The 23,978-nt window shown below is 70.0% G+C and carries 23 protein-coding genes, 1 tRNA gene and 2 pseudogenes; 12 read left to right on the forward strand and 14 right to left on the reverse strand.

What is annotated here, in order from left to right:
• The 3 genes and pseudogenes from PUR53_RS43545 to PUR53_RS43555 form a co-directional block, all read left to right on the forward strand.
• Nucleotides 1-141, forward strand: a pseudogene (locus PUR53_RS43545) (carbohydrate ABC transporter permease); the annotation flags it as partial.
• A gap of 26 nt (nt 142-167) precedes the next feature.
• Nucleotides 168-1,490 (forward strand): glycoside hydrolase family 36 protein, encoded by a 1,323-nt coding sequence (locus tag PUR53_RS43550; RefSeq protein ID WP_329912193.1) that lies wholly within the window; start codon nt 168-170, stop codon nt 1,488-1,490.
• Nucleotides 1,487-3,505 (forward strand): beta-galactosidase, encoded by a 2,019-nt coding sequence (locus tag PUR53_RS43555; protein ID WP_329912194.1) that lies wholly within the window; start codon nt 1,487-1,489, stop codon nt 3,503-3,505. Before PUR53_RS43550 ends, PUR53_RS43555 begins: the two co-directional genes overlap by 4 nt.
• Nucleotides 3,506-3,583: 78 nt before the next feature.
• Here the strand turns inward: PUR53_RS43555 and PUR53_RS43560 are convergent, their stop codons facing one another.
• Nucleotides 3,584-4,027 (reverse strand): NUDIX domain-containing protein, encoded by a 444-nt coding sequence (locus PUR53_RS43560; RefSeq protein ID WP_329897340.1) that lies wholly within the window; start codon nt 4,025-4,027, stop codon nt 3,584-3,586.
• A gap of 161 nt (nt 4,028-4,188) precedes the next feature.
• Between PUR53_RS43560 and PUR53_RS43565 the strand changes: the two genes are divergently transcribed.
• Nucleotides 4,189-4,674 (forward strand): GNAT family N-acetyltransferase, encoded by a 486-nt coding sequence (locus PUR53_RS43565; RefSeq protein WP_329897339.1) that lies wholly within the window; start codon nt 4,189-4,191, stop codon nt 4,672-4,674.
• 105 nt (nt 4,675-4,779) lie between these two features.
• Here the strand turns inward: PUR53_RS43565 and PUR53_RS43570 are convergent, their stop codons facing one another.
• From PUR53_RS43570 to PUR53_RS43585, 4 genes are all read right to left on the reverse strand, one after another.
• A complete protein-coding gene (locus PUR53_RS43570; protein WP_329897338.1) occupies nt 4,780-6,222 on the reverse strand; it encodes a GH1 family beta-glucosidase in 1,443 nt (480 codons plus the stop codon).
• Between the two features lie 129 nt (nt 6,223-6,351).
• Nucleotides 6,352-7,272 carry a carbohydrate ABC transporter permease gene (locus PUR53_RS43575; protein ID WP_329897337.1) on the reverse strand — a complete coding sequence of 307 codons (921 nt, stop codon included), beginning with the start codon at nt 7,270-7,272 and terminating at the stop codon, nt 6,352-6,354.
• 12 nt (nt 7,273-7,284) lie between these two features.
• Nucleotides 7,285-8,298 (reverse strand): carbohydrate ABC transporter permease, encoded by a 1,014-nt coding sequence (locus PUR53_RS43580; RefSeq protein WP_329912195.1) that lies wholly within the window; start codon nt 8,296-8,298, stop codon nt 7,285-7,287.
• 5 nt (nt 8,299-8,303) lie between these two features.
• Complete coding sequence (locus PUR53_RS43585) at nt 8,304-9,674, reverse strand: extracellular solute-binding protein (protein ID WP_329897335.1); 1,371 nt, start codon at nt 9,672-9,674, stop codon at nt 8,304-8,306.
• A gap of 520 nt (nt 9,675-10,194) precedes the next feature.
• Between PUR53_RS43585 and PUR53_RS43590 the strand changes: the two genes are divergently transcribed.
• Nucleotides 10,195-11,250 (forward strand): LacI family DNA-binding transcriptional regulator, encoded by a 1,056-nt coding sequence (locus tag PUR53_RS43590; protein ID WP_329912362.1) that lies wholly within the window; start codon nt 10,195-10,197, stop codon nt 11,248-11,250.
• A gap of 60 nt (nt 11,251-11,310) precedes the next feature.
• Here PUR53_RS43590 and PUR53_RS43595 read toward each other — a convergent pair.
• Both PUR53_RS43595 and PUR53_RS43600 read right to left on the reverse strand, forming a co-directional pair.
• Nucleotides 11,311-12,072: pseudogene (locus tag PUR53_RS43595) on the reverse strand (metallophosphoesterase family protein).
• A gap of 66 nt (nt 12,073-12,138) precedes the next feature.
• Nucleotides 12,139-12,411: a GntR family transcriptional regulator gene (locus PUR53_RS43600; RefSeq protein ID WP_329912196.1), complete on the reverse strand. Its 273-nt coding sequence runs from the start codon at nt 12,409-12,411 to the stop codon at nt 12,139-12,141.
• Nucleotides 12,412-12,675: 264 nt separating this feature from the next.
• Between PUR53_RS43600 and PUR53_RS43605 the strand changes: the two genes are divergently transcribed.
• From PUR53_RS43605 to PUR53_RS43625, 5 genes are all read left to right on the forward strand, one after another.
• A complete protein-coding gene (locus PUR53_RS43605; protein WP_329912197.1) occupies nt 12,676-12,909 on the forward strand; it encodes a hypothetical protein in 234 nt (77 codons plus the stop codon).
• A complete protein-coding gene (locus PUR53_RS43610; protein WP_329912198.1) occupies nt 12,909-13,160 on the forward strand; it encodes a hypothetical protein in 252 nt (83 codons plus the stop codon). The genes PUR53_RS43605 and PUR53_RS43610 overlap by 1 nt, the downstream gene beginning before the upstream one ends.
• Before the next feature lie 77 nt (nt 13,161-13,237).
• Entirely contained in the window at nt 13,238-13,363 is a 126-nt protein-coding gene (locus PUR53_RS43615) for a hypothetical protein (protein ID WP_329912199.1), read from the forward strand.
• A gap of 30 nt (nt 13,364-13,393) precedes the next feature.
• A complete protein-coding gene (locus PUR53_RS43620; RefSeq protein ID WP_329912200.1) occupies nt 13,394-14,080 on the forward strand; it encodes a serine/threonine protein kinase in 687 nt (228 codons plus the stop codon).
• Between the two features lie 341 nt (nt 14,081-14,421).
• Nucleotides 14,422-14,904: a hypothetical protein gene (locus PUR53_RS43625; protein ID WP_329912201.1), complete on the forward strand. Its 483-nt coding sequence runs from the start codon at nt 14,422-14,424 to the stop codon at nt 14,902-14,904.
• Nucleotides 14,905-14,976: 72 nt separating this feature from the next.
• On the opposite strand, the gene PUR53_RS43630 is transcribed toward PUR53_RS43625, so the two are convergent.
• The 4 genes from PUR53_RS43630 to PUR53_RS43645 all read right to left on the reverse strand — a co-directional run bounded on the left by PUR53_RS43630 (nt 14,977) and on the right by PUR53_RS43645 (nt 17,792).
• Nucleotides 14,977-15,049: transfer RNA gene (locus PUR53_RS43630), tRNA-His, on the reverse strand.
• A 126-nt stretch (nt 15,050-15,175) separates the two neighbouring features.
• Nucleotides 15,176-15,778 (reverse strand): oligoribonuclease, encoded by a 603-nt coding sequence (gene orn / locus PUR53_RS43635; RefSeq protein ID WP_329897329.1) that lies wholly within the window; start codon nt 15,776-15,778, stop codon nt 15,176-15,178.
• A 103-nt stretch (nt 15,779-15,881) separates the two neighbouring features.
• Nucleotides 15,882-17,108, reverse strand: coding sequence for a helix-turn-helix domain-containing protein (locus PUR53_RS43640; RefSeq protein WP_329897328.1), 1,227 nt, complete (start codon nt 17,106-17,108; stop codon nt 15,882-15,884).
• A 378-nt stretch (nt 17,109-17,486) separates the two neighbouring features.
• Nucleotides 17,487-17,792 carry a hypothetical protein gene (locus PUR53_RS43645; RefSeq protein WP_329912363.1) on the reverse strand — a complete coding sequence of 102 codons (306 nt, stop codon included), beginning with the start codon at nt 17,790-17,792 and terminating at the stop codon, nt 17,487-17,489.
• A 530-nt stretch (nt 17,793-18,322) separates the two neighbouring features.
• Between PUR53_RS43645 and PUR53_RS43650 the strand changes: the two genes are divergently transcribed.
• Nucleotides 18,323-18,853 (forward strand): universal stress protein, encoded by a 531-nt coding sequence (locus PUR53_RS43650; protein WP_239754616.1) that lies wholly within the window; start codon nt 18,323-18,325, stop codon nt 18,851-18,853.
• 240 nt (nt 18,854-19,093) lie between these two features.
• On the opposite strand, the gene glmS is transcribed toward PUR53_RS43650, so the two are convergent.
• On the reverse strand, nt 19,094-20,911 hold the full coding sequence (gene glmS / locus PUR53_RS43655; RefSeq protein ID WP_329897327.1) for a glutamine--fructose-6-phosphate transaminase (isomerizing): 1,818 nt from the start codon (nt 20,909-20,911) through the stop codon (nt 19,094-19,096).
• A gap of 41 nt (nt 20,912-20,952) precedes the next feature.
• Nucleotides 20,953-21,210, reverse strand: a complete 258-nt coding sequence (locus tag PUR53_RS43660; RefSeq protein WP_215455650.1) for a hypothetical protein — start codon at nt 21,208-21,210, stop codon at nt 20,953-20,955.
• 186 nt (nt 21,211-21,396) lie between these two features.
• Between PUR53_RS43660 and PUR53_RS43665 the strand changes: the two genes are divergently transcribed.
• Complete coding sequence (locus PUR53_RS43665; RefSeq protein WP_329912364.1) at nt 21,397-22,986, forward strand: purple acid phosphatase family protein; 1,590 nt, start codon at nt 21,397-21,399, stop codon at nt 22,984-22,986.
• A gap of 22 nt (nt 22,987-23,008) precedes the next feature.
• Here the strand turns inward: PUR53_RS43665 and PUR53_RS43670 are convergent, their stop codons facing one another.
• Entirely contained in the window at nt 23,009-23,893 is an 885-nt protein-coding gene (locus PUR53_RS43670; protein ID WP_329897325.1) for a DUF4429 domain-containing protein, read from the reverse strand.
• Between the last annotated feature and the right edge of the window lie 85 nt (nt 23,894-23,978).

Below are 23,978 nucleotides of genomic sequence, written 5' to 3' on the forward strand. Positions count from 1 at the left end.
AACCTCTCCGGCCAGTACTTCACCGACCCCAACCTCGTCGCCGCCGGAGCCCTGCTCACCGCGATCCCCACGCTGATCGTGTACTTCGCACTCCAGCGCCAGTTCGTCAGCGGCCTCACCCTCGGCGCCAACAAGGGCTGACCGGCCACTTCTGAGAGAGAACCTTCGTGCACCACCCCTTCACCCACGTGGTCTCCGTGCCCGTGGACACCAGTACGGCACGGGTCCACGAGGAGGGCTGGCAGTCCTGGAGCCCCAGCGGCTCCTACGCCCTCGACGCGACCCCGTACCGCCCGACCAACGACAACTGGGCCACGGTCTGCTACCGCCCAGGGGTCACCGTGCCCGCCGGCACCTTCCAGGGCGAGGGCCTGCTGGCCCTCGACCCGGGCGACGGGACGCCGGTCCGCCTGTGGGCCGCCCCCGACCCCGTGCGCGAGGTCCCCTCCGTCCGCCTGGTGGTGCGGGACGGGGTCGCCGAGGTCAGCGCCGACGGCCCGGTGAAGGAGTGGACCGGCACGGACATCCGGGCGGTGCTGGGCGAGTGGGCGGCGGGCCTCGGCCTCGCGGCCCCCCGCCCGGCCCCCACTGTCTGGTGCTCCTGGTACGAGTACTTCACCTCCGTCACCGAGGACGACATCCACGAGAACCTCCGTGCGATGGACACCCTCGACCTCCCCATCGACGTCGTCCAGATCGACGACGGCTACCAGAGCGCCCTGGGCGACTGGCTCACACTCTCCGGCCGCTTCCGCTCCCGCGCGGGCATCGCGGAGGTGATCAGGGCGAGGGGGCGCCGCGCCGGCATCTGGACGGCCCCCTTCCTCGTCGACCCGTCCAGCGTCCTGGCCGCCGAGCACCCCGAGTGGCTGGTGCGCGACGAGACCGGCGGCTTCACCCACGCCGGCCACAACTGGGGCCACGACCTGTATGTCCTCGACACCACCCACCCCGAGGCGGCGGCGTACCTCACCGAGGTCTTCACCACCCTGCGCGCCGAGGGCTACGACTACTTCAAGGTCGACTTCCTGTACGCGGGCGCCCTGGACGGCGTACGCCACGCCTCCGTGGACGCCCTCACGGCGTACCGCCAGGGCATCGAGCTGATCCGCGCCGCCATCGGCCCCGACGCCTACCTGCTGGGCTGCGGCGCGCCGATCCTCCCCTCCATCGGCCTGTTCGACGCGATGCGGGTCAGCCCCGACACGGCCCCGCACCGCCGCCCCGAGGCCGACGACTACAGCCAGCCCGGCCAGGACCCCGCCGAGTTCACCGGCGTGGGCCGCCAGTGGCAGCACGGCCGCCTCTGGGTGAACGACCCCGACTGCCTGATGGCCCGCCCCGCCGTCGAGACCCGCGAGCGCTGGGCGGCCCACGTCGAGGCCACCGGAGGCCTGATGGCCTCCAGCGACCGGCTGCTCTCGCTGGACACCTGGGGCGTGGAGACGACCCGCCGACTGCTGACGAAGGGCCCGGAGGCCTCCGAATGAAGCGCGAACTGAACGTCCCCGGCATCGCCTACGGCGGTGACTACAACCCCGAGCAGTGGCCCGAGGAGGTCTGGGCCGAGGACGTACGCCTCATGCGCGAGGCGGGTGTGAACATGGTCAGCGTCAACATCTTCTCCTGGGCGCTGCTTGAGCCGCGTGAGGGCGAGTACGACTTCTCCCGCCTGGACAAGATCCTCGCGCTGCTGCACGAGAACGGGATCGCCGCCGACCTGGCGACCCCGACGGCGGCCCCGCCGGCCTGGTTCTTCGTCAAGTACCCCGAGGCGCTGCCGGTCGACCGGGACGGCCGCACCCTCTCCTACGGCAGCCGTCAGACGTTCTGCCCGTCGAGCCCGGCCTACCGCGAGGCGGCGCTGCGGATCGCCCGCGTCCTGGGCGAGCGGTACGCCGACCACCCGGCCGTCGTCATGTGGCACGTCCACAACGAGTACGGCTGCCACAACGGCGAGTGCCACTGCGACACCAGCGCGGCCGCCTTCCGCCTCTGGCTCCGCGAGAAGTACGACGACGACCTGGCGGCGCTCAACCACGCCTGGGGCACGACGTTCTGGAGCCAGTGGTACTACGACTGGGACGAGATCATCCCGCCCCGCGCGACGGGCGCGGTCCCGAACCCGACCCACCAGCTGGACTGGCGCCGCTTCTGCAGCGACGCGCTGCTGTCGCTGTGCAAGGCGGAGCGGGAGGTGCTGCTGGAGGCGGCCCCCTCCACGCCCGCCACCACCAACTTCATGGTGATGTACAACTTCGACAAGCTGGACTACTGGCGCTGGGCGCCGGAGCTGGACATCGTCTCCAACGACCACTACCTCCAGTCGACGGACCCCGAGTCGCAGATCGACATCGCGCTCAGCGGCGACCTGGTGCGCTCCCTGGCCGGCGGCAGTCCGTGGCTGCTGATGGAACACTCCACCGGCGCGGTCAACTGGCAGCCCGTCAACCGGGCCAAGACGGCGGGCGAGATGCGCCGCAACGCCCTCGCCCACGTGGCCCGGGGCGCCGACGGCATCGCCTACTTCCAGTGGCGGGCCGCCAAGGCCGGTGCCGAGCAGTGGCACTCGGCGATGCTGCCGCACGCCGGCACCGACAGCCAGATCTGGCGCGACGTGGTGCAACTGGGCGCGGACCTGCGGTCGTTGGCGGAGGTACGGGGCAGCAGGGGCGTCGCCGAGGTCGCCATCGTCTGGGACTGGAACGCCTGGTGGGCGGTGGAACTCCCCTCCCAGCCCAGCGAGAAGCTCCGCTTCCAGGACCTGAGCCGCGCCTGGTACGAGCCGTTGTGGCGGTCCGGTGTGGCGGTGGACTTCGTCCGCCCGGACGCGGACCTGTCCGCGTACAAGCTGGTGCTGGCCCCGAGCCTGTACCTGGTCGACGACCAGGGCGCGGCGAACCTGACGGGCTTCGCGCAGGCAGGCGGCACGCTGGCCGTCGGCTTCCACAGCGGCGCGGTGGACGAGAACTGCCACGTCCGGCTGGGCGGTTACCCGGGCGCCTTCCGCGAGACCCTCGGCGTCCGCACCGACGAACTCTTCCCCCTCCTTCCGGGGGAGACGGTGGGCCTGAGCGACGGCGGTACGGCGTCCCTGTGGTCGGAGCGGGTCGCCCTGGCGGGCGCGGAGGCGGTGACGTCGTACACCTCCGGCCCCCTGACCGGAGTCCCCGCCGTCACCCGCCACACCCACGGCTCCGGCACGGCCTGGTACGTCGCCACCCGCCCGGAGCCGACGACCCTCGCCTCCCTACTGGACCGCATCCGCGAGGAGGCGGGCGTGACATCGGTGCGCCCGACCCCGGAGGGCGTGGAAGCGGCCCTGCGCCGGGGCGCGGACGCGGACTTCCTCTTCCTGATCAACCACGGCGACGCCGACGCCGAGATCGAGGTCGCCGCCGGCTCCGTCGACCTGCTGACGGGCAAGCCCGTCACCACGACCGACGCCCCGGCGACCGTGCTGGTACCGGCCGGGGAGGTGGCGGTCGTCCGCGAACCCCGCTGACACCGATCACGACGGCACAGGGCCGCGGCCCCTTCGGGGGCGCGGCCCTGTGCCGTTCAGAAGGCGCCGTGCACCACGTCACGCCCAGCCGTACTGGGACATCCGGGGACCGTCGGCGAGGTAACCGCGCAACGCGTCGGCGTTGCCCTCCACGAAGTCCTCGGGGAGGGAGTCGGTGGCGAACCAGCGGAGCTGGGAGTGCTTGTGCGGTTCCCGGTTCTCGGGCTCGCCCGTCCACTCGTGGGCGACGAAGACGACGGTGAGGAAGCCGTCCGGCGCCCCGACGCCCCGGGCCGCGTGGACGACGTGCGCGACCTCCAGCGCCTCCGGCTTCACGGTCAGCCCGGTCTCCTCGTACAGCTCGCGCACGGCGGTCCCGGTGACGGGTTCTCCGGGCTCTCTCTTCCCGGCGGGCAGATCCCACCTGCCCCGGGCGAACCTGGCGTGCTCGCCCCGCTGGAGGAGGAGGACCCGGCCCGCGGCCCGGTCGTGGACGATGACGGCGGCGACCAATGGCGTCACGGGCACGTCTCCTTTCCTGGTCGGACAGGCCCTAGCATGGCGTGTATGGAGTGCTTCGCGTCCTGGCGTACCCGCCACTGAGGTCGGCCCACCGACACGTCTCTGTGATCGGCGGGCCAGAGGTGTCCTTTTCCTCCCTCAGGTTCCGAGAGGTCCACTCCATGCTCATTCGCGCATACGCCCGGGACGACCTGGCACGACTGACCGAACTCACCATCGACACGTTCCGGCCGTTCTTCGAGGACTCCGTCGGACCGGTGCTCGACGGGCTCGTCCTCACCACGCTGCACGCCGACTGGCGCGGTGACTACCGCGAACTCGTGCCCACCCTGCACGACCCGGCCGAGCACAGGTACGTCGCGGTGGCCGAGTCCGCCGACGGCGTGCTCGCCGGGTACGTCGCCTGGCAGGCCGACCTGACCCGGCACCACGGCGAGATCATCCTGCTCGCCGTGGCCGAGCGGCACCGCGGCGACGGCACGGGCACCGCCCTGTGCGAGCACGCCTTCGCCGACCTGCGCGGACGCGGCACGAGGCTCGTCGAGATCGGCACCGGCGGCGACGCCTTCCATGCCCCCGCCCGCGCCCTCTACGAGAGCCTCGGCTGCGTCCCGTTCCCCACGGCGCACTACTACCGGCGGCTCTGACCACCGACGTCCGGGGCGCGACGCTCCCCTATGTGCGCCGCGCCCCGGACCCCCGCTCCCCCGTTTCCCCCAGGGGGCTCCCCAGCCCCCGGCCCTGTGGTTCCGTTACGCCGGAGTCGTCGCCAGCGGCGGCAGCGCGCCCGTCTTCGCCGCCTGGCCGTACCAGTACGCGCTCGACTTCGGCGTACGGGTGAGGGTCGCGTAGTCGACGTACACGGCACCGAACCGCTTCCCGTAGCCGTACGCCCACTCGAAGTTGTCCATCAGCGACCAGAGGTAGTAGCCGCGGACGTCCGCCCCCTCGGCGATCGCGCGGCGCACCGCGCGCAGGTGGCCGTGGAGGTAGGCGATGCGCTCGGGGTCGTGGACGCGGCCGTCGGAGTCCATCTTGTCGTCGTACGCGGCCCCGTTCTCCGTCACGTACATCGGCAGCCCCGGAGCCTCCCGCGCGTACCGCATGATCAGCTCGTGCAGGCCCGTCGGGTCGATGGTCCAGCCCATCTCCGTACGGTCGCCCGGCGTCTGGTGGAACAGGACGTCGTCCGCGCCCGGCCACGGCGAGTGCTCGCTCGCCCCGTGCCCGTCGGCCCGGGGGCCCTTCAGGTCGACGTCCGCCGCGCCCACCAGCGTCGGCGTGTAGTAGTTCAACCCCAGTGCGTCCAGCGGCTGGTTGGCCGTCTCCACGTCGCCGTCCTGCACGAACGACCAGTCCGTCAGCGACGACGTCGCGGCGAACAGGGTCTCCGGGTACGCGCCGTGCAGCATCGGACCGTGGAAGACACCGTTGGCCAGGTCGTCGATCTTCCGCGCCGCCGCCACGTCCTCGGGGGAGCTGGTGATCGGCCGGACCACCGACGAGTTCAGGCTCACCGCGATCGCGTTGCGGGCGGGCATCGCCGAGCGGAGCGCCGCGACGCCCAGCCCGTGCGCCACGTTCAGATGGTGGGCCGCCCGCAGCGACGCCACCGGGTCCGTACGGCCCGGCGCGTGCACCCCGGAGCCGTAGCCCAGGAACGCGGTGCACCACGGCTCGTTGAGCGTGATCCACTGCTCGACCCGGTCGCCCAGCGCCTCGCCCACGATCCGCGCGTACTCGGCGAAGCGGTGCACGATGTCCCGCTCGGGCCAGCCGCCCGCGTCCTCCAACTCCTGCGGGAGGTCCCAGTGGTAGAGGGTCACGGCCGGCTTGATGCCCTTGTCCAGCAGCTCGTCGACCAGCCGGCGGTAGAAGTCCAGGCCCTTCTGCACGGCCGGGCCCCGGCCCGTCGGCTGCACCCGCGACCAGGAGATCGAGAAGCGGTACGAGTTGAGGCCCAGGTCGGCCATCATCGCCACGTCGTCGCGGTAGCGGTGGTAGTGGTCGACAGCGATGTCACCGGTCTCACCACCGGCGGTCTTGCCCGGGGTGTGGCTGAAGGTGTCCCAGATGGAGGGCGTACGGCCGTCCTCCCGCACCGCCCCCTCGATCTGGTAGGCGGAGGTGGCCGCGCCCCAGAGGAAGGCGGGAGGAAAGGTCACCGGGGCGACCGGGTTCACGGGTTCAGGCATGGAAGCGCTCCCATAGGTGGTCGTTGCAGACCGACGGAGGTGGGTGGGGGGAAGGAGAACAGCGGGAGGAAAGGGGCCGAGGCGGCGGTGACCCGGCCCCTTTGGAGAACGTACGCACGGCGCGGGCCGTCAGCCCTTGACCGCGCCTTGCATGATGCCGCCCACGATCTGCTTGCCGAAGATCGCGAAGACCAGCAGCAGCGGCAGGGTGCCCAGCAGCGCGCCGGCCATGATCAGGGACTGGTCGGGGGTGTACCCGCGGCCCAGCGCCGCGACCGCGACCTGCACGGTCGGATTGCCGGTCTGGGTCAGGACCAGGAAGGGCCACAGGAAGTCGTTCCAGGTCTGCACGAACACCAGCATGCCGAGCACGGCCATCGCGGGCCGGGCGGCCGGGAACACCACGTGCCACACCACCCGCCAGCTGCTCGCCCCGTCGACCCGGGCGGCCTCGATGATCTCGTCCGGCAGGGCCTGGATCAGGTATTGCCGCATGAAGAACACGCCGAACGCGCTCACCAGCGACGGGAAGATGACCGCCTGCAACTGGTCGGTCCAGTCGAGCTTGGCGACCATCATGTACAGCGGGATCACGCTCAGCTGCGGTGGCACCATCATGGTGCCGATCACGATCAGCATCAGCGCGCCACGGCCCCTGAACCGCAGTTTGGCGAAGGCGAATCCGGCGATGGTCGACAGGAAGACGACGGTCGCCGCCGAAACCCCCGCGACCACCGTGGTGTTGAAGAACGCCTCACCCAGATTCGCGTCCGTCCAGGCCAGTTCGATCTTGTCGAAGAGGCCGCTGCCGAACCAGAACGGTGGTGGCGTCTGTGCCAGCCGGTTGTTGTCGCGGGAGGCGGCGATCGCCGACCACACGAGGGGGAAGATCGAGATGATCGTGAACACGATGAGGATCGCGTAGGCGATCGGGCCGCCGTGCAGCTGCCCACCGGCCCGCGCCGCCTTGGGCAGGCGCGGCCGCCTGGTCCTGTCCGCGGGCTTGGCGTCGTCGGGTTTCGCGTCAGTGGGCGTCACCGTAGTAGTCACGGCCGGAACTCCTTAACTACTGGCGCGCAGCCGGCGCGAGATGACGTAGTTGATGACACCGATGACGATCAGTATCAGGAACATCGCCCAGGCGATCGCCGAGGCACGGCCCAGGTGCTGGGCGACCCAGCCCTGCTCGTACAGATACAGGCCGAGCGTCTGGAACTGGTGCTCCGCACCGCCGGAGGTGCCCTTGTTGGCGTCGAACAGCAGCGGCTCCCCGAAGACCTGGCTCGCCCCGATCGTCGACACCACGCACGTGAACAGGATCGTCGGACGCAGCGCGGGCACGGTCACATGGATGAACTGCTGCCAGCGACTGGCCCCGTCCAGGGCCGCCGACTCGTACAGGTCGTGCGGGATCGCCTGCATCGCGGCGAGATAGATCAGCGCGTTGTAACCGGTCCAGCGCCAGATGATGATCGACGACACGGCGATCTGTGAGGCCCACTTGTCGTTCTGCCAGTCGACCGGGTTGATGCCGACGGCGTCGAGCGCCCAGTTGATCATGCCGTAGTCGCGGCCGAACAGCATGACGAACACCAGCGAGGCGGCGGCGATCGAGGTCGCGTACGGCGCGAGCATCGCGACCCTGAAGAAGGTCGAGGCCCGCAGCTTGTAGTTGAGGATGTGGGCGATGCCCATCGCCATCAACAACTGCGGAACGGTGGAGATGATGCCGATGGTCAGGGTGTTCCGAGCCGCGTTCCAGAAGAACTCGTCGTCGAAGATCCGGGTGTAGTTGCGCAGCCCCACCCAGTTCATGTCGGTCGGCGCGGTCAGCTCCACCTGATGCAGCGAGGCCCAGCCGGTGTAGACCAGCGGGAACAGGCCGAACGCGACGAACAGCAGGAAGAACGGGGAGACGAAGGCGTACGGGCTCCAGCGGATGTCCCGCTGCCAGCGCCGGGACAGCCGCTCCCGTTTCCGCTGCGCCGCGGCGGAGGTGTCGTCACCCGGCGGGCGGCCCGGGGCCGCGCCCCCCTCCTTCAAGGGGGACGCGGCGATGTCGTGACGGGTGGTCATCCGGGTCACTGGTCCAGCTTGTTGTCGATGGACTTGACCGCGGAGTCCCAGGCTTCCTTCGCCGACTTGCCCTTCGTCACCAGGATGACGCCGTTGTCGGACAGGCCCTGCTGGATGATCTGGTCCTTCGGGCCGATCACCTGGACCGGGGCGGACTTGGCGGCTGCGGCGAAGACCGTGCCGATGGGCTGGTCGCCGGTCATCTCGTTCACCGCGCCGGTGACTTCGGGCGAGGTGTACGCGGCCGGGGCGCTCGGGAAGCTGCCCTGCACCTTGAACAGCTTCGCCTGCTGCTCCGGCGCGGTCAGCCAGGCCACGAACTTCTGGGCCTCTTCCACGTTCTTGCCGCTCTTGGGCACGGTCAGGAAGGAGCCGCCCCAGTTACCGCTCTTGGGCGCGGTGGCGACGGCCCACTTGCCCTTCGCCTCCGGCTTCGAGTTGTCCTTCAGCGTGCCGAGCATCCACGGCGGGCAGGAGATCGCGGCGAACTTGTTGTTGGCGATCGTCGAGTTCCAGGAGGGCTGGAACTGCGTCTGCGACTGGACCAGTCCCTTCTCGGCGGCCTCGGCGGTCAGGTCGAAGGCGGCCTTGACGGCAGGGTTCGTCTTGTAGATGACCTCGCCGGAGGAGTCGTAGAACTTCTCCTTCTCGCTGCCGATGATCCCGTTGAGCAGACCGCCGGGGGAGTCCATGAAGAAGGTGCCCTTGGGCGCCTTCTTCTTGTACTGCTCGCCGACGCTGATCAGCTTGGCCCAGTCACCGGCCCACAGCGCGCCCACCTCCGCGGGGTCCGTGGGCAGGCCGGCCTCCTTGAAGAGGTCGGTGCGGTAGCAGATCGCCATCGGGCCCACGTCGGTACCGAGGCCGATCGTCTGGCCGTCCTTGGTCGTGGCCTGCTCCCACTTCCAGTCGAGCCACTTGCTCTTGTCCACTCCCGGGACCTTGGAGAAGTCCGAGAGCTTGTCGGCCTGGGTGTTGACGATCTCGGCGATGTTGGCGACCTCGACGGCCTGGACGTCCAGCAGACCGCTGTTGGTCGTGAGGTGGTTCAGCAGCGGCGGGTAGTAGTTCTCGTTGCGCTGGATGACGTTGTCGGCGATCTTGATCTTGGGGTTGAGCTTCTCGTACTCGGCGTAGAGGCCGGCTTCCTTGAAGCCCATGGTGCCGAAGAGACCCAGAGTGATCGTGGTCTTGCCACCGCTGTCGCCCGAAGAGGACTTGTCGCCGCCGTCATCGCCGTCGTCGGCACAGCCGGCCAGCAGCCCGGCGCCCAGCGCGGCGACGGCCGCGATGGCCACCGTCCTGCGCGTCCTGCGGGCGATACGGGTGCCCCCGCCCGACCGGAGCCGAGAGTGGGGGAGGGTACGTGCTCGCATTGCGTCCTCCTGATGCCCTGACGTGCCGACCCCCCGGCCAACTGCGTTGTTGGGCCCTTTGGTTCATGCTGCGGCTCGGGCGGGGAACGTGCGGGATGTGTAAGTGCCAGGTATCGTGGGAGCGCTCCCACAAGTGATGTGTTGAAGAGTCGTCGGTTCCTGCGGGGGTGTCAAGGGAGCGAGCGCGGAGAGATGTCTTCGGTTATCGGGCTGTTAACTAACCCGGGGGCCGGGTGGTCGGCCATGCCCGGCGGCGACCGGGCGGGGCACGGACGAGGCCCGGGCCGCCCGGGTGCGGACGGGGTGGGCGTGGGGCTTCGCGGGCCGGCGGAACGGGGCCACCGCCGGGCGGGGACCCGGGGCGCGCACCCTGTGGGACCGTGGAAGGACCGTTGGACTCGTGTAACCAACAGGTCTGAGACGGTCGTGCCGAAACCCGGAAGACCACTTCCCGGACGTCGTACGAGGATCAGGACTGTTAGATTCCACGCCAGCGCGGTGTGAACGGGAGGCGACCATGGTGGCAGGCCACGGAGCACGGGGCCGGAGCGGTGGGCGGCCGACGTTGGAAGAGGTCGCCGCACGGGCCGGTGTGGGCCGGGGGACGGTGTCCCGGGTGATCAACGGTTCGCCCCGGGTCAGTGACGCGACCCGCGCGGCGGTCGAGGCGGCCGTCGCGGAGCTCGGCTATGTCCCGAACACGGCGGCCCGTGCCCTGGCGGCGAACCGCACCGATGCGATCGCGATGGTGGTCCCCGAGCCGGAGACCCGCTTCTTCGCCGAGCCGTACTTCTCCGACATCCTCAAGGGCGTGGGCGCCCAGCTGTCCGACACGGAGATGCAGCTCCTGCTGATCTTCGCGGGCAGCGACCGGGAGCGGCGCCGACTGGCCCAGTACCTGGCCGCGCACCGTGTCGACGGGGTCCTCCTGGTCTCGGTCCACGCCGACGACCCGCTCCCGGATTTGCTGTCACAACTGGAGATCCCGGCGGTGATCAGCGGCCCCCGCTCGGAGCGCGAGACGCTCCCCTCCGTCGACTCCGACAACTACGGCGGCGGCCGTTCAGCGGTCGAGCACCTGATCGAACGGGGCCGCGCCCGCATCGCCACGATCACCGGGCGCCTGGACGTCTACGGTGCCCAGCGCCGGGTCGTCGGCTACCGCGAGGCCCTCGTCGACGCCGGCCGCGAGGTCGACGAGCGCCTGATCGTCCCCGGTGACTTCACGGAGGAGGGCGGCCGCCGGGCGATGAAGGAACTGCTGGCCCGCTGCCCCGACCTCGACGCGGTCTTCGTCGAGTCCGACGTCATGGCGTCGGGCGCCCGCCAGGTGCTGCGCGAGGCGGGCCGCCGTATACCGGACGACGTCGCCCTCGTCGGCTACGACGACTCGGCGATCGCCCGCCACATGGACCCGCCCCTCACCAGCGTCCGCCAGCCCATAGTGGAAATGGGCCGGGCCATGATCGACCTCCTCCTGGACGAGATCGCGGACCGCCGCCCGGCGGTGTCGAGGGGGTTGGAACGACGCCAGGTGGTGCTGCCTACGGAGTTGGTGGCGCGGGATTCTTCCTGAGGGTGCTGCTGCCTCTGCCCGGGTCTGCACGTACGTGCGCTGCCGAGAAGGGGCGGCGGGTCATGGCCTGGGGGCGCGTCCGTCGCGGGGGGCGAAGGCTGCGAGGGCCTCGGCGTCGGTCGCGCGAGCGTGCAGGAAGTAGTCGGCCCATTCGGTGATGTCGCGGTAGGACGATTCCTGGCTTAGCTGGGCGGCCGCGGCTTGGACGTCGAAGTGCGTGGTGCGGAGTTCGACGCCTGGGCCCAGGAGGGCCCAGTGTGCTCCGGCTCGTCCGTAGGGCATGCCGATGCTGCCGGGGTTGATCACGAGTCGGCCGTGGGCGATGCGGACGAATGGCATGTGGGTGTGTCCGCAGACCACGGTGCGAATGCCGGTATCGAGTCCGTCGAAGACTTCCTTCCAGCGGTCGAGGCGGGAGTCGACCAGGACAACCTCCTCGTCGTCGCGAGGGGTGGCATGGCAGAACAGCACCTTTCCCAGGCCATTCACGGACAGAGTGTGTGATCGCGGTAGCGAGCCGAGAAGGTCGAGATGGTCCTCACGGAGCTGTGCGGCTGCCCACGGGGCGATCGGATCGGGGATCGTGTCGCGTTGACCCCGGCGCTATTCAAGGAGTTCGCGGTCGGCGTTGCCGCTGATCCAGATGACGCGGTCGCCGAGGCTGGTCAACAGGTCGAGAACCTGGGTCGGTTGCGGACCGGCGGCGATGTCGCCGGTCAGCACTATGCGTTCGGCAGCGCTGACGTCTGGTTCGGCGAGCACTGCCTCCAGGGCTGGCAGGACTCCGTGAATATCGGACAGGACGGCTACTCGGTTCGGCATGGTCACCACAGTGGCGTGAAGGCAGCCGAGTGGTGTGATCTTTCGCCCGGCGCGTAGTGCCGAGTCTCAGTCGGCGGAGTCGCTGTCTTCGGTTGCACCCGGGTTCGTGTGTTCCATGACGAACGACCCTTTCCCGCGCACAGTGACGATGAGGCCGCGCTGACTCAGGAGCTGGAGAGCGGATCGTGCGGTCGGGCGCGAGACGCTGAACTCGTCGCAGATGGCCGCTTCGGACGGGACCCGGCGGCGGGGAGGATATGTGCCGTCCTCGATGCGCGCGCTGAGTATGACGGCGATCTGTTCGTACAGCGGCTCAGGTCCTTCAAGGTCGACAGTCATATATCGACCCTATTTGACCTGCGACGATGCCTATCGATACATGAAGCCATATGACATCACCTGACAACACCTTACAAGTGGCGTAATCTCTCGACATGGAAAGACCCCGGCGAGGTTGTGCGACCTCCCGGGGCATGGCCACCAGCTTCGAAGGAGCTGACGACAGTGAGCATTATCCACGCGTTCCTGCGATGGGCCCTGGGCGTTGTCGCCCCCGGCACCGGCAGGCGACGGGCCGTTTCCCGGCCTGCCGGAGCCCTTGCAGTGCCTCGACCGCATACGTCCCCCACGGCCCCGCGACGCCTCCTGGCCCAGCGGTCCCCGTACGGGCTCCACGGCCCTCTCGACGGCAACGCCACCGCCATGGTCCGGCCGTACGTCGTCGAGTCCGAACGGGAGCAGGATCGGCAGTCCCGGCGGAGGCTCGCCCTGGTGCTCGCGGCGGACTTCGGTATCGATCTCGATGAGCATGTGATCGGCGCGAAGGCGGTGGCGTGATGAGCACCTGCGAACCTCCCCGCCGTCCCGAGCCGCTGCCGGTGAGCCTCGGCGACACCGTTCGGGATGCCGGAACCGGGCGGATCGGCAAGGTGATGGCTTTCGTCGGCCCGTACGTGCAACTGCGGCCGGTCGGTGGCGGGCGGGAGTGGGACGCCCGGCCGGAACGGCTCATGCCGGTGACGCGGTCCGACGCGCTGAGTGAAGGTGTCGCAAGAAGCAACGCGCGGTCGAGAGGGGAGAGGTTGTAGCGGCGGGCCTGACGTCCGGGCACCTGTTGCAGCACGCCCCACCGCCGCTGGGGTGTGCTGCTGGCAGCCTGGCCTCCATGGAGAGCCTTGGTGCGGGACAAAGCGCGGGCAGCCACCCGCTGTTGGGTCTGGAGCGGATCGACGACCAGCCGGCGGCGTATCTGGCTCGGATCGGTGACGTCTTCCGGGTGTTCGAGAAGTAGGACTCGGGGTGTGTCGCGTACGGCGTGCGGTTGCCGGACCGCGGTGAGCGGTGGTTCGTGAAGACGGCGGTCACCGGGGCGGGGCTGCGGTCGCTGGAGCGGGCGTGGCGCTTCCACCGGGCCGTGCGGCATCCGGTGATCGTCCCGCAGGTGCGCCGGATCGTGGTGGGGGACGGGCAGGCCGTGGTCATGCCCTGGCGGGACGGCGAGGTGCTGTACGACCCGGCGGAGCGCTGGCGAGCAGACCGTACGCGCCCCGGCAGCCCCATGGCCCGCTTCCGGGCCCTGCCCGTCCATCGGATCGAGGACGCCTTCGCCCGTGTCCTCGACGCCCACCTCGCCGTCGAGGCCGCCGGGTACGTCGCCGTGGACCTCTACGACGGGGCCCTGCTGTACGACTTCGCGGCGGCGAAGATGCGTCTGATCGACCTCGACGAGTACCGTCCCGGCCCCTTCGTGCTGGACGCCGAGCGGTTGCCGGGCTCCACGCGCTTCATGGCGCCGGAGGAGTTCGAACGCGGTGCGACCATCGACTCCCGCACCACGGTCCACGCGCTGGGCCGCACCGCACGGCTGCTGCTCGACGCGGGCGACGAGGAGAGCGCCTGGCGGGGTACGGCGGCCCAACTGGCTGTCCTGGAGCGGGCCACGCACCCCGACCCGGCCCAACGCTTCGCCGGCGTGCGGGAGTTCAGGGAAGCGTGGCTGCGTAGCTGAGGCCTTCGCTGTGAGCGAGTCGGGGGTCAGGCGCAGCCACATCGTGCCTCGTTCGGCCGGGGCGTCGTGCAGGTAGTGCACGAAGCGCGCGTCCCAGGTGGTTTCGTCGGCCCCCAGTTGGTCGCGAGGCGAGCGGTGAGGGGCTGGCGTAGGAAGTCGTCCACGTCGAAGGCATGAGGGGCCACGGCTCCCATCCTCCGGCACCGTGTGGTTCCCGCCCACCGACCTTGGACCCAGGACCTGGTGCCCGGGGCCCGGGGCCCGGGGCCCAGGCACCGGCGTGCGGTGAACGGTGGCGTGCCAGGATGCCTGTTCGACACACACGTTCTCAGGGGGGAAACATGCGCACCCGTGCCACCGTCTTACTCTTCGCCGCCCTCTTCGCGCTCACCGCGTGCACATCCGACGACGAGCCCGGCGACAACACCGACCGCACACCGTCCGCCGCGGCGAGGCAGCCGAGCGCCACGCCCAGCCGGTCCGCGACCTCGGACGCCGACACCGCCGGCCTCGAAGCGGCGGTCCGTGCCTACAACGCCGCGTACTTCGCGAACGACCCCGACACCACCCACGGCATGCTGTCCGCCCGCTGCCAGAAGCTGATCACACGCGCCGGCATGGCCGTGCTGACCGAACGGGCCGAGCAGACCGAGCGGGCCGTCGGCGACTCCGAGCCGAAGGACGTGAAGCGGTTCGAGGTCGACGAGATATCCACATCCGGCGACGAGGCGCGCGTCTCGTACGGCGTCGGCCTGCCCAAGTTCGACCAGAAGCAGGAGCCGTGGGTCCGCGAGGCCGGGGACTGGCGCTACGACGACTGCTGAGCCCGGCGGCGGGTGACCGACCGCACACGAACAAGCCCCGATCTGTTCCCAGATCGGGGCTTGTTCCTCAAGGGTGAGTGACGGGACTCGAACCCGCGACATCCTGGACCACAACCAGGTGCTCTACCAGCTGAGCTACACCCACCATGACCGGCGGTTCATCCGAAGGTTTCACCGACCGGCCGAGAAAAAGTGTACAGGGTCTGAAGGGGTGCCCGTGCACGCGTTTCGGTGGGGGCGGTTCCGGGGCCGGCGGGCCCCGGGGGCGGGGCTACTGGCCGGGCAGGACGTGCTTCGCGGCGATCGTGCGGGCCGTGTCCGAGTCGGGGCCGGGCTGGGGCACGAAGATCGCCTCGCGGTAGTAGCGGAGTTCGGCGATGGATTCGCGGATGTCGGCGAGGGCCCGGTGGTTGCCGTTCTTCTCCGGGCTGTTGAAGTACGCCCTCGGGTACCAGCGGCGCGCCAGCTCCTTGATCGAGGAGACGTCCACGATGCGGTAGTGCAGGTACTCCTCCAGCGTCGGCATGTCCCGCAGGAGGAAGCCCCGGTCCGTGCCCACCGAGTTGCCGCACAGCGGAGCCTTGCGTGGTTCCTTCACGTGTTCCCGTACGTACGTCAGGACCTGCTCCTCGGCGTCGGCGAGCGTCGTGCCGCCGGCCAGGGCGTCCAGCAGGCCGGACGCGGTGTGCATCTCGCGCACCACCTCCGGCATCGTCTCCAGCGCCGAGTCCGGCGGGCGGACGACGATGTCGACTCCTTCGCCGAGCACGTTCAGCTCGGAGTCGGTGACGAGGGCGGCCACCTCGATGAGCGCGTCGTCCGACAGCGAGAGGCCGGTCATCTCGCAGTCGATCCACACCATGCGATCGTTCATATGTCTCACCTTACGGCCCGTGACAGCCGTACGGCCCGGTCCTGCACCAGGGTGATCACGGGGTGATCAGGTGCGGGACCGGGCCGTCACCCAGTCGTGCGGGCTATGGCGCGCTGCGCTGGCCCGGCAGGCGGCCCGTCGCGTACAGCTCCGGCTTGGCGCCCTCCGTGGACATGGACGCCGACGACGCCAGAGCGCTCGCCGCGGCCGTGCGCCGGGCCTGCAGCGGCACCGGCGCGTGCTCCGGTGCCACCGGGGGCGGCCCCGGGACGCCGTGCGGGCCGTCGTGGTGGTCGCCGGGCTTGTCGCCCTGCGGCCGCCGGGCCCGGTACGCCGCTCGGTACGCCGCCGGCGACGAACCCAGCTGCCGCCGGAAGTGCCCGCGCAACGCCACCGGCGAACGGAAGCCGCAGCGCCCCGCGACCTCGTCCACCGAGTAGTCCGACGTCTCCAGGAGACGCTGCGCCTGCAGGACGCGCTGAGTGATCAGCCACTGCAGGGGAGCGCTCCCGGTGAGCGAGCGGAACCGGCGGTCGAACGTACGACGGCTCATGTACGCCCGTGCCGCGAGCGTCTCCACGTCGAACTGCTCGTGGAGGTGCTCCAGCGCCCAGGCGACGACCTCGGCGAGCGGGTCGGCGCCGATCTCCTCGGGTAAAGACCGATCGAGGTAGCGCTCCTGGCCGCCCGATCGACGTGGTGGGACCACCAGACGACGGGCCAGCGCGCCCGCCGCCTCGTTCCCGTGATCCGTCCGCACGATGTGCAGACAGAGATCGATTCCGGCCGCGGTGCCGGCCGAGGTGAGTACGTCCCCGTCGTCCACGAAGAGTTCTCGTGGGTCGACGTGGACGGACGGATAGCGCTTGGCCAGCGTCGGCGCGTACATCCAGTGCGTCGTCGCGGGCCTGCCGTCCAGCAGGCCGGCGGCGGCCAGCACGAATGCGCCGGTGCACAGCCCGACGATGCGGGCGCCCTCTTCGTGCGCTCGGCGCAGTGCGTCGAGCGCCTCCTCCGGCGGCGGTGAGGTGATCGAACGCCATGCGGGCACGACCACCGTGCCCGCCCGCGAGATCGCCTCCAGGCCGTTCGGTGCGGTGAGTTCCAGGCCCCCTGTGGTCCGCAGCGGGCCTTCCTCGCCCGCGCACACCAGCAGGCGGTAGCGCGGTACGCCGGCGTCCTGGCGGTCGATCCCGAACACCGACAGTGGTATGGAACTCTCGAAGATGGGGCCGCCGCTGAACAGCAGCACCGCGACGATCTCCTTGCGGCGTCGCCCGGACAGTTTCCGGGCCGCGGCTTCCGGCGCGGCGGTGGAGTCGTGGCTCATACTGCTAAGCCCCCCTCGGTGGTCGCGGCTCCTCGGTTGTGTCGCTCCTGCACGTTTCCCCTTGGTCCTGCACGAGTCCCCCGCCATAAGACAGTCATGATCGAATCTACTGTGTCCCGTGGTGCCGGCGTGACCAGATCGCCAACCGGCACATTGTCGACATGGCAACTTGGCGTAAAGCATTCGATCACGAAGCGTTGCACTCGCGGGCCGCGCAGGGAAGTGCGCCTTGTCCCAGTGGCCGGTCCACGTAGGGTGCGCGCGGGCCCTGGACCCCTTTCAGTGCAGGTCGAACGGGGGGTGGAGGGGTGTTCGACCAAGGGATGCGCAGGTGGCCGAAGTTGGCTGAAAAGATACGGGGGTGTGCGCGGAAACCGGTCAGTCGACCGGCGTACTCGTACCGGAGTTCCGTCCGCCCCCGTGCGCCCCGGAGGCAGGGCGTCCGCGTCGGCCGCGTGCGGAGGCGCGATCTTCGGCCATCGAACGGGCGGCGGTGGTGCGGACCGTGCGGGCTCCGCTAGCCGCGCGGGCCACTCCGCGTTCGGACTGGCGGAGGAGGACGCGGCAGACGCCGGTGACCGCGGCGAGGCCGAGGGCCGCGCCGGTGGCGCCGGCGAGTGAGGTGCCGTACCAGACGAGGACGACCGGGACGAGGACGCAGCTGAACGCCGCCCAGCGGACCACGTCCGTGGCCGTGTCGGCGGGAGGCGGGGGTGGGGTCGGCGTCGGGGTGCTGTCGTCGGCTGTGGCCGCGGCTGCGGCCGGGGCTTCGGCTTCCGGGGCGGGGGCGGGGGCGGGGGCGGACCGGGGAGCGGTGCGGGGTGTCGTGCGGGGTGCGGTTCGGTGTGCTGTGCGGTGGGCGGGCACTGCGGGCTCCCTCCTGGCTCCCTCGGGATCGGCTTACGGGGGTTCAACGCGTGTTCGACCCGTCGGTCACTGGTGCCGCTTGATCGGGTGGCCGCGGGGCGCGGGGGCGGCGTTCACCTACCCGCGTAAACCGGCTGTACGTGGCAGCAACCATTGCGTTACGGGGGCGTGCTCGTGCATGCTCCCTGGAACCCCGCGCAGCCGGTGCGGGATCTGGGCGGGGGAGGCGTGCGGTCGTACCCTTGGGGGTATGGGGTTGGGAAGATGTTTCCCGGACACGGCTCCGCCGCGCACCGACGTCCCATCCACGTCGTCCCATCCACGAGGATCCGAACGCCGAGACACCCATGGCCGGTCACGAATTCTTCGACTCCGCGGACCGCAAGCGGCGGCCCGTCGCCGATCACGCGGCGGCAGAGCCTCTCGCGGCGGAAGAGGCACGCCCCTCCTGCGACCCCGCCTTCCAGCACGGCGTCGTCGTCGGCTTCGACGGTTCGACGTCCAGTGAGCGTGCCCTCGCGTACGCCATCGGCATGGCCCGCCGCTCCGGTTCGGGCCTGATCATCGTGCACGTAGCCAACCGGCTGCCCACGACCGTGTGGGCCGGCTGCGAGCCGCCCGTCTTCGTCGACGTCCCCGATCACCGCACCGAGGTCCTCGGGCTGGAGCTCGCCTGCGCGGACTACCTCGTCGAGGTGCCCTGGATCCTCGTCGAGCGCGGTGGCGACATCTGCCACGAACTCGAAGAGGTGGGGCGGGAGTACGAGGCCGACGCGATCGTCGTCGGGTCGACGCACGGCATCGTGGGGCGGATCTTCGGGTCCGTCGCCGGGCGGCTCGCCAAGCGGGCGCAACGTCCCGTCATCGTCATTCCCTGACCCCGACCCTGCCGCGGCCCTGGGGCCCCGCTTTCGAGAACGCGCAAGTCTACTGGCGCGTAGGGGTGTTTGTGTCCTTGTGAAGGGCATAACCCGCGTGATGCCGGACCGAGTGGTGTGACGGCCACGGTAGTTGGCAGCGGCGCTGGGATGTTGGGCGACCCCGGTGTCATGGAACGGACCCCCTTGTGATGGGTGGCATCACGTGGGGGTCCGTCTTCGTTGCGGGGCCTCGAGCCCTTACTCCACCGTCACCGACTTGGCCAGGTTGCGGGGCTTGTCGATGTCCCGGCCGAGGGCCAACGCCGTGTGGTAGGCGAGGAGTTGGAGGGGGATGCCCATCAGGATCGGGTCGAGCTCGTCCTCGTTCTTGGGGACGACGATCGTCTGGTCGGCCTTCTCCTGCTCCTGGTGGGCGACGGCGAGGATCTTGCCGCTGCGGGCCTTGATCTCCTCCAGGGCGGCGCGGTTCTTCTCCAGCAGGTCGTCGTTCGGGACGATCGCGACCGTGGGCAGGGCGGGCTCGATGAGGGCCAGCGGGCCGTGCTTGAGCTCGGAGGCGGGGTAGGCCTCCGCGTGGATGTAGGAGACCTCCTTGAGCTTCAGGGAGGCCTCGCGGGCCACCGGGTAGCCCCGGACGCGGCCGATGAAGAGCATCGAGCGGGCCTCGGCGTAATCCTGGGCCAGCTTCTTGATCTCCTCCTCCTGCTCCAGCATCTCGGAGATCTGGGCGGGGAGCCTGCGCAGGCCCTCGATGATCCGCTTGCCGTCGCGGACGGAGAGGTCACGGGTGCGGCCCAGGTGCAGCGCCAACAGGGCGAAGGCGACGGTGGTGTTGGTGAAGCACTTGGTGGAGACGACGCAGACCTCGGGGCCCGCGTGCACGTAGATGCCGCCGTCCGCCTCGCGGGCGATCGCCGAGCCGACGACGTTCACCACGCCGAGGACGCGGGCGCCCTTGCGCTTCAGCTCCTGGACGGCCGCCAGCACGTCGTAGGTCTCGCCGGACTGGGAGACGGCGATGTAGAGGGTGTCGGGGTCGACGACCGCGTTGCGGTAGCGGAACTCCGAGGCCGGCTCGGCGTCCGCGGGGATGCGGGCCAGCTCCTCGATCATCTGGGCGCCGATCATGCCCGCGTGGTACGAGGTGCCGCAGCCGAGGATCTTGACGCGGCGGATCTGGCGCGCCTCGCGGGCGTCCAGGTTGAGGCCGCCGAGGTGCACGGTGGAGAAGCGGTCGTCGATGCGGCCGCGCAGCACGCGGTCCACGGCGTCGGCCTGCTCGTGGATCTCCTTGTGCATGTACGTGTCGTGGCCGCCCATGTCGTACGAGGCGACCTCCCACTCCACGGTGGTGGGCTCGGCCGTGGTGCGGGTGCCCTCCGTGGTGTAGGTGCGGAAGTCGTCGGCCTTGAGGGTCGCCATCTCGCCGTCGTCGAGGGTGACGATCTGGCGGGTGTGGGCGACCAGAGCGGCTATGTCCGAGGCGACGAACATCTCCTTCTCGCCGATGCCGAGCACGACGGGGGAGCCGTTGCGGGCGACCACGATGCGGTCGTTGAAGTCGGCGTGCATGACGGCGATGCCGTACGTGCCCTCGATGATGCGGACCGCCTGGCGGACCTTCTCCTCCAGGGTGGTGGCCTGGGAGCGGGCGATGAGGTGGGTGAGGACCTCGGTGTCGGTCTCGGAGAGGAACTCGACGCCGTCCGCTTCGAGCTTCTTCCGCAGGTCGGAGGCGTTGTCGATGATGCCGTTGTGGACGACGGCGACCTTGTTGTCGGCCGACATGTGCGGGTGGGCGTTCACGTCGGACGGGGCGCCGTGGGTGGCCCAGCGGGTGTGGGCGATGCCGGTGGTGCCCTTGAAACGCGCGGGGACCTTGGCCTCCAGGTCACGGACGCGGCCCTTGGCCTTGACCATCTTCAGGCCGGCCGTCTTGGGCGACGTGACCACTATGCCCGCCGAGTCGTAGCCCCGGTACTCGAGGCGCTGCAGGCCCTCCAGGAGCAGCGGCGCCACGTCGCGCTTGCCGATGTAACCGACAATCCCGCACATATAAACGTATCCCCTAGCCGTAGGTGTTCAGCCGTAGCTGTTCAGCCGTAGACGATGCGGCGCAGCTGCCTGAGCGTGAGCTCCGGTGGTGCGACCGCCCGGTACTTCAGGTCCGCCTCGATCTGTTCGAAGATCGTCGCGTTGACCAGGCCCTGGGCCTGGAGCTCGCGGTGGCGGCGACGGACGTATTCCTCGGTCGTCTCGTCGAAATAGGCGAGCACGTCCTGGATCACACGCAGCGCCTCGCCCCGGTTGAGGGGCGAGGATCGCGTCAGATGATCGACAAGTTCGTCGTGCACTCGGTAGATCCTGGGGGACGGGAGAGGGTTTCGCAAGAAATCTGCCCGATATCGGGCAGGGTGCAGTTACTGGCCCTTGGGGGAACGTTGAATGTGTTATGAGAGCCTGTTCGTGAGCTGTCCATCCGGCCGCCCGTATCCCGTCGCCTGAGGCGACGAGTTTCGGACGCCATGGACATTCCTCGTATGGGCGTACCCGAGCAGCTGGCCGAGCGCATGAGCATGGCCGAGCAGCACGAGTACCTGCGCTCCACGTTCTCCCGCCGCTCGATGATCAGAGGCGGCGCGGTCACGCTCGGCGCCGTCACGGGCGGCGTGTTCGTCCCGGCCACGGCCGCCCGGGCCGCCACTCCGGCCACGCTCCGCTCCTCCTCCGTCCCGACCCAGGCCCGTACGAGCGCCGAGCGTGTCGACGGCTCCCTCGTCGCTCCCTTCGGCCGCCATCTCGCCTTCGGCAACGACCCGCGCACCGAGGTCACCGTCTCGTGGCAGGTCCCGGTTGCCGTGAAGAAACCGTTCATCCGGATCGGCGCCCACCCGCAGGACCTCTCCCGGCGCCTCGACGCCGAGGTCCGCACCCTCCACACCCCGGCCGGGGTCGGCGCGAGCGGCGACCACACGCAGTACTACGTCCACGCCGAGCTCACCCATCTCAAGCCCGGCCGCACCTACTACTACGGCGTCGGCCACGCCGGCTTCGATCCGGCCGAGCCGCACCTGCTGGGCACCCTCGGCACCTTCACCACCGCCCCCGCCTACAAGGCGCCCTTCACCTTCACCGCCTTCGGCGACGAGGGCGTCGGCTACCACGGCCTCGCCAACAACAGCCTGCTGCTCGGCCAGAACCCGGCCTTCCATCTGCACGCCGGTGACATCGCCTACGCCGACCAGGCCGGCCAGGGCAAGACCGCCGACACCGGCTTCGACTCCCGGGTGTGGGACCAGTTCCTGGCCCAGACCGAGTCCGTCGCCAAGTCCGTGCCGTGGATGCCCGCCTATGGCAACCACGACATGGAGGCCTGGTACTCGCCCAACGGCTACGGCGGCGAGGAGGCCCGCTGGAACCTCCCCGACAACGGCCCCGACAAGAAGAACCTGCCGGGCGTCTACTCCTTCGTCTACGGCAACACGGCCGTCATCTCGCTCGACGCCAACGACATCTCCTTCGAGATCCCGGCCAACCTCGGCATCTCCGGCGGCACCCAGACCACGTGGCTGGAGGCGCAGCTCAAGAGGTTCCGCGCCTCGCGCGACGTCGACTTCGTCGTGATCTTCTTCCACCACTGCGCGTACTGCACCTCCACGGCGCACGCCTCGGAAGGCGGCGTGCGACAGGAGTGGGTGCCGCTGTTCGAGAAGTACTCGGTGGACCTGGTCATCAACGGCCACAACCACCAGTACGAGCGCACCGACGTCATCAAGGGCGGCGCGGTCGTCAAGAAGCTGCCGATCGGTGGCACGGCGTACCCGGAGACCGAGGGCGTGGTGTACGTCACGGCGGGCGCGGCCGGCCGCAGCCTCTACGCCTTCAGCGCTCCGCTGTCGTACGAGGGTCACGAGAACGAGGTCGAGTCGGTCTCCTCCTACATCAACGTGAAGGACGGCAAGCAGAACGAGACCGTCGCCTGGTCGCGGGTGCGGTACCTCGACTACTCCTTCCTACGGGTGGACGTGAAGCCCGCGCCGAAGGGGCACTACGCCACGCTGACCGTGAGCGGCATCGCCGAGACCGGCGCGCGGGTCGACCACTTCACGGTGGCGCGCCGGGCGAAGTAGGCCCAACCGGGGCCCAGTTGGCTCACATCCGTTTCAGAACCGCCTGTTTGGCCCGGGTGAACTCCTCGTCCGTGAGGACACCCGACCGGTGGAGCTCCCCCAGTTCGCGCAGCCGTCGCAGCAGGGCGTCGTGATCGTCCTCGCCCCGGGCGGACGCGAGCTGGGGGACCGGCTCGAACCCGGGCGGCCGGGCGTCCGTGACGGCCGCCGCGGGATGCGGCAGCCGCGCCTGTACGGCCGCCGCGACCAGGGCCATCAGCGGGTCCTTCTTGAAGCCCCACAGCTCCACGGAGTTGGGGTCGTACTTGGGCGGGGCCTTGGTCGGCGCGTTCCGCACGGTGAAGCGGAGGTAGCCGTTCTCCAGGCCGACCGAGGGATGCCACTCGACGCCCGCTATGTCCGTCAGCGACAGCGTCCGCGCCCCGGCCGCGGCCTTCGCGTCCTCCGTCTTCCAGTTCCACTCCAGGCGTACGTGGTCGCCGTCGAAGCTTGCGGTGCCGTCCCCGGCGGAGACGGAGAGCGGGACGGCCGGACCGGCGAGGAGATAGGCGTCGACCGCGTCGGTCGGCACCTCGTCCAGGAGCAGCGCGTTGCGGATCTCGTCCACGAAGTACTCGGCGACGCCGTACCGGTCGGCGTCGACGCTCAGCTGGTACGGGTCGTTGGTGTCGGCGAGCCGGCCGCCGGTCGCCTGGAGGAGCGGGTCGGAGCCGTCGCGCAGCCGTAGCCGCAGCCGTCCCGACTTCCTGCCCTGCTCGAAGGAGATGCCCGCCAACGCGCCCAGCGGGACGGAGAGTTCACCCAGGGTCTTGCGGAGCAGGCTCACGCTCTTGTCGCGGCCGGGGGTCAGCCGCAGTGTGTCGCCGTCGAAGGTCCACGTGCCGTCCCGTTGGAGAATTTCCGCCATGCAGAGGATTGTTCCACCGGCTGCGGGGAGAGATGGTCTAGACCTGGAGGGGGTCGAGGGGCGATGGTGGGGAGCGCACCGTTCG

Source organism: Streptomyces sp. SP18BB07 (assembly GCF_036322545.1).
Lineage (GTDB): Bacteria > Actinomycetota > Actinomycetes > Streptomycetales > Streptomycetaceae > Streptomyces > Streptomyces deccanensis.

Bases quoted from the DNA above. Each gene is read 5' to 3' on its own strand.
- PUR53_RS43555 (WP_329912194.1), top strand. From the start codon at position 1,487: ATGAAGCGCGAACTGAACGTCCCCGGCATCGCCTACGGCGGTGACTAC.
- PUR53_RS43565 (WP_329897339.1), top strand. From the start codon at position 4,189: ATGCTCATTCGCGCATACGCCCGGGACGACCTGGCACGACTGACCGAA.
- PUR53_RS43570 (WP_329897338.1), bottom strand. From the start codon at position 6,222: ATGCCTGAACCCGTGAACCCGGTCGCCCCGGTGACCTTTCCTCCCGCC.
- PUR53_RS43580 (WP_329912195.1), bottom strand. From the start codon at position 8,298: ATGACCACCCGTCACGACATCGCCGCGTCCCCCTTGAAGGAGGGGGGC.
- PUR53_RS43585 (WP_329897335.1), bottom strand. From the start codon at position 9,674: ATGCGAGCACGTACCCTCCCCCACTCTCGGCTCCGGTCGGGCGGGGGC.
- PUR53_RS43600 (WP_329912196.1), bottom strand. From the start codon at position 12,411: ATGACTGTCGACCTTGAAGGACCTGAGCCGCTGTACGAACAGATCGCC.
- PUR53_RS43610 (WP_329912198.1), top strand. From the start codon at position 12,909: ATGAGCACCTGCGAACCTCCCCGCCGTCCCGAGCCGCTGCCGGTGAGC.
- PUR53_RS43615 (WP_329912199.1), top strand. From the start codon at position 13,238: ATGGAGAGCCTTGGTGCGGGACAAAGCGCGGGCAGCCACCCGCTGTTG.
- PUR53_RS43625 (WP_329912201.1), top strand. From the start codon at position 14,422: ATGCGCACCCGTGCCACCGTCTTACTCTTCGCCGCCCTCTTCGCGCTC.
- orn (WP_329897329.1), bottom strand. From the start codon at position 15,778: ATGAACGATCGCATGGTGTGGATCGACTGCGAGATGACCGGCCTCTCG.
- PUR53_RS43640 (WP_329897328.1), bottom strand. From the start codon at position 17,108: ATGAGCCACGACTCCACCGCCGCGCCGGAAGCCGCGGCCCGGAAACTG.
- PUR53_RS43650 (WP_239754616.1), top strand. From the start codon at position 18,323: ATGGCCGGTCACGAATTCTTCGACTCCGCGGACCGCAAGCGGCGGCCC.
- glmS (WP_329897327.1), bottom strand. From the start codon at position 20,911: ATGTGCGGGATTGTCGGTTACATCGGCAAGCGCGACGTGGCGCCGCTG.
- PUR53_RS43665 (WP_329912364.1), top strand. From the start codon at position 21,397: ATGGGCGTACCCGAGCAGCTGGCCGAGCGCATGAGCATGGCCGAGCAG.
- PUR53_RS43670 (WP_329897325.1), bottom strand. From the start codon at position 23,893: ATGGCGGAAATTCTCCAACGGGACGGCACGTGGACCTTCGACGGCGAC.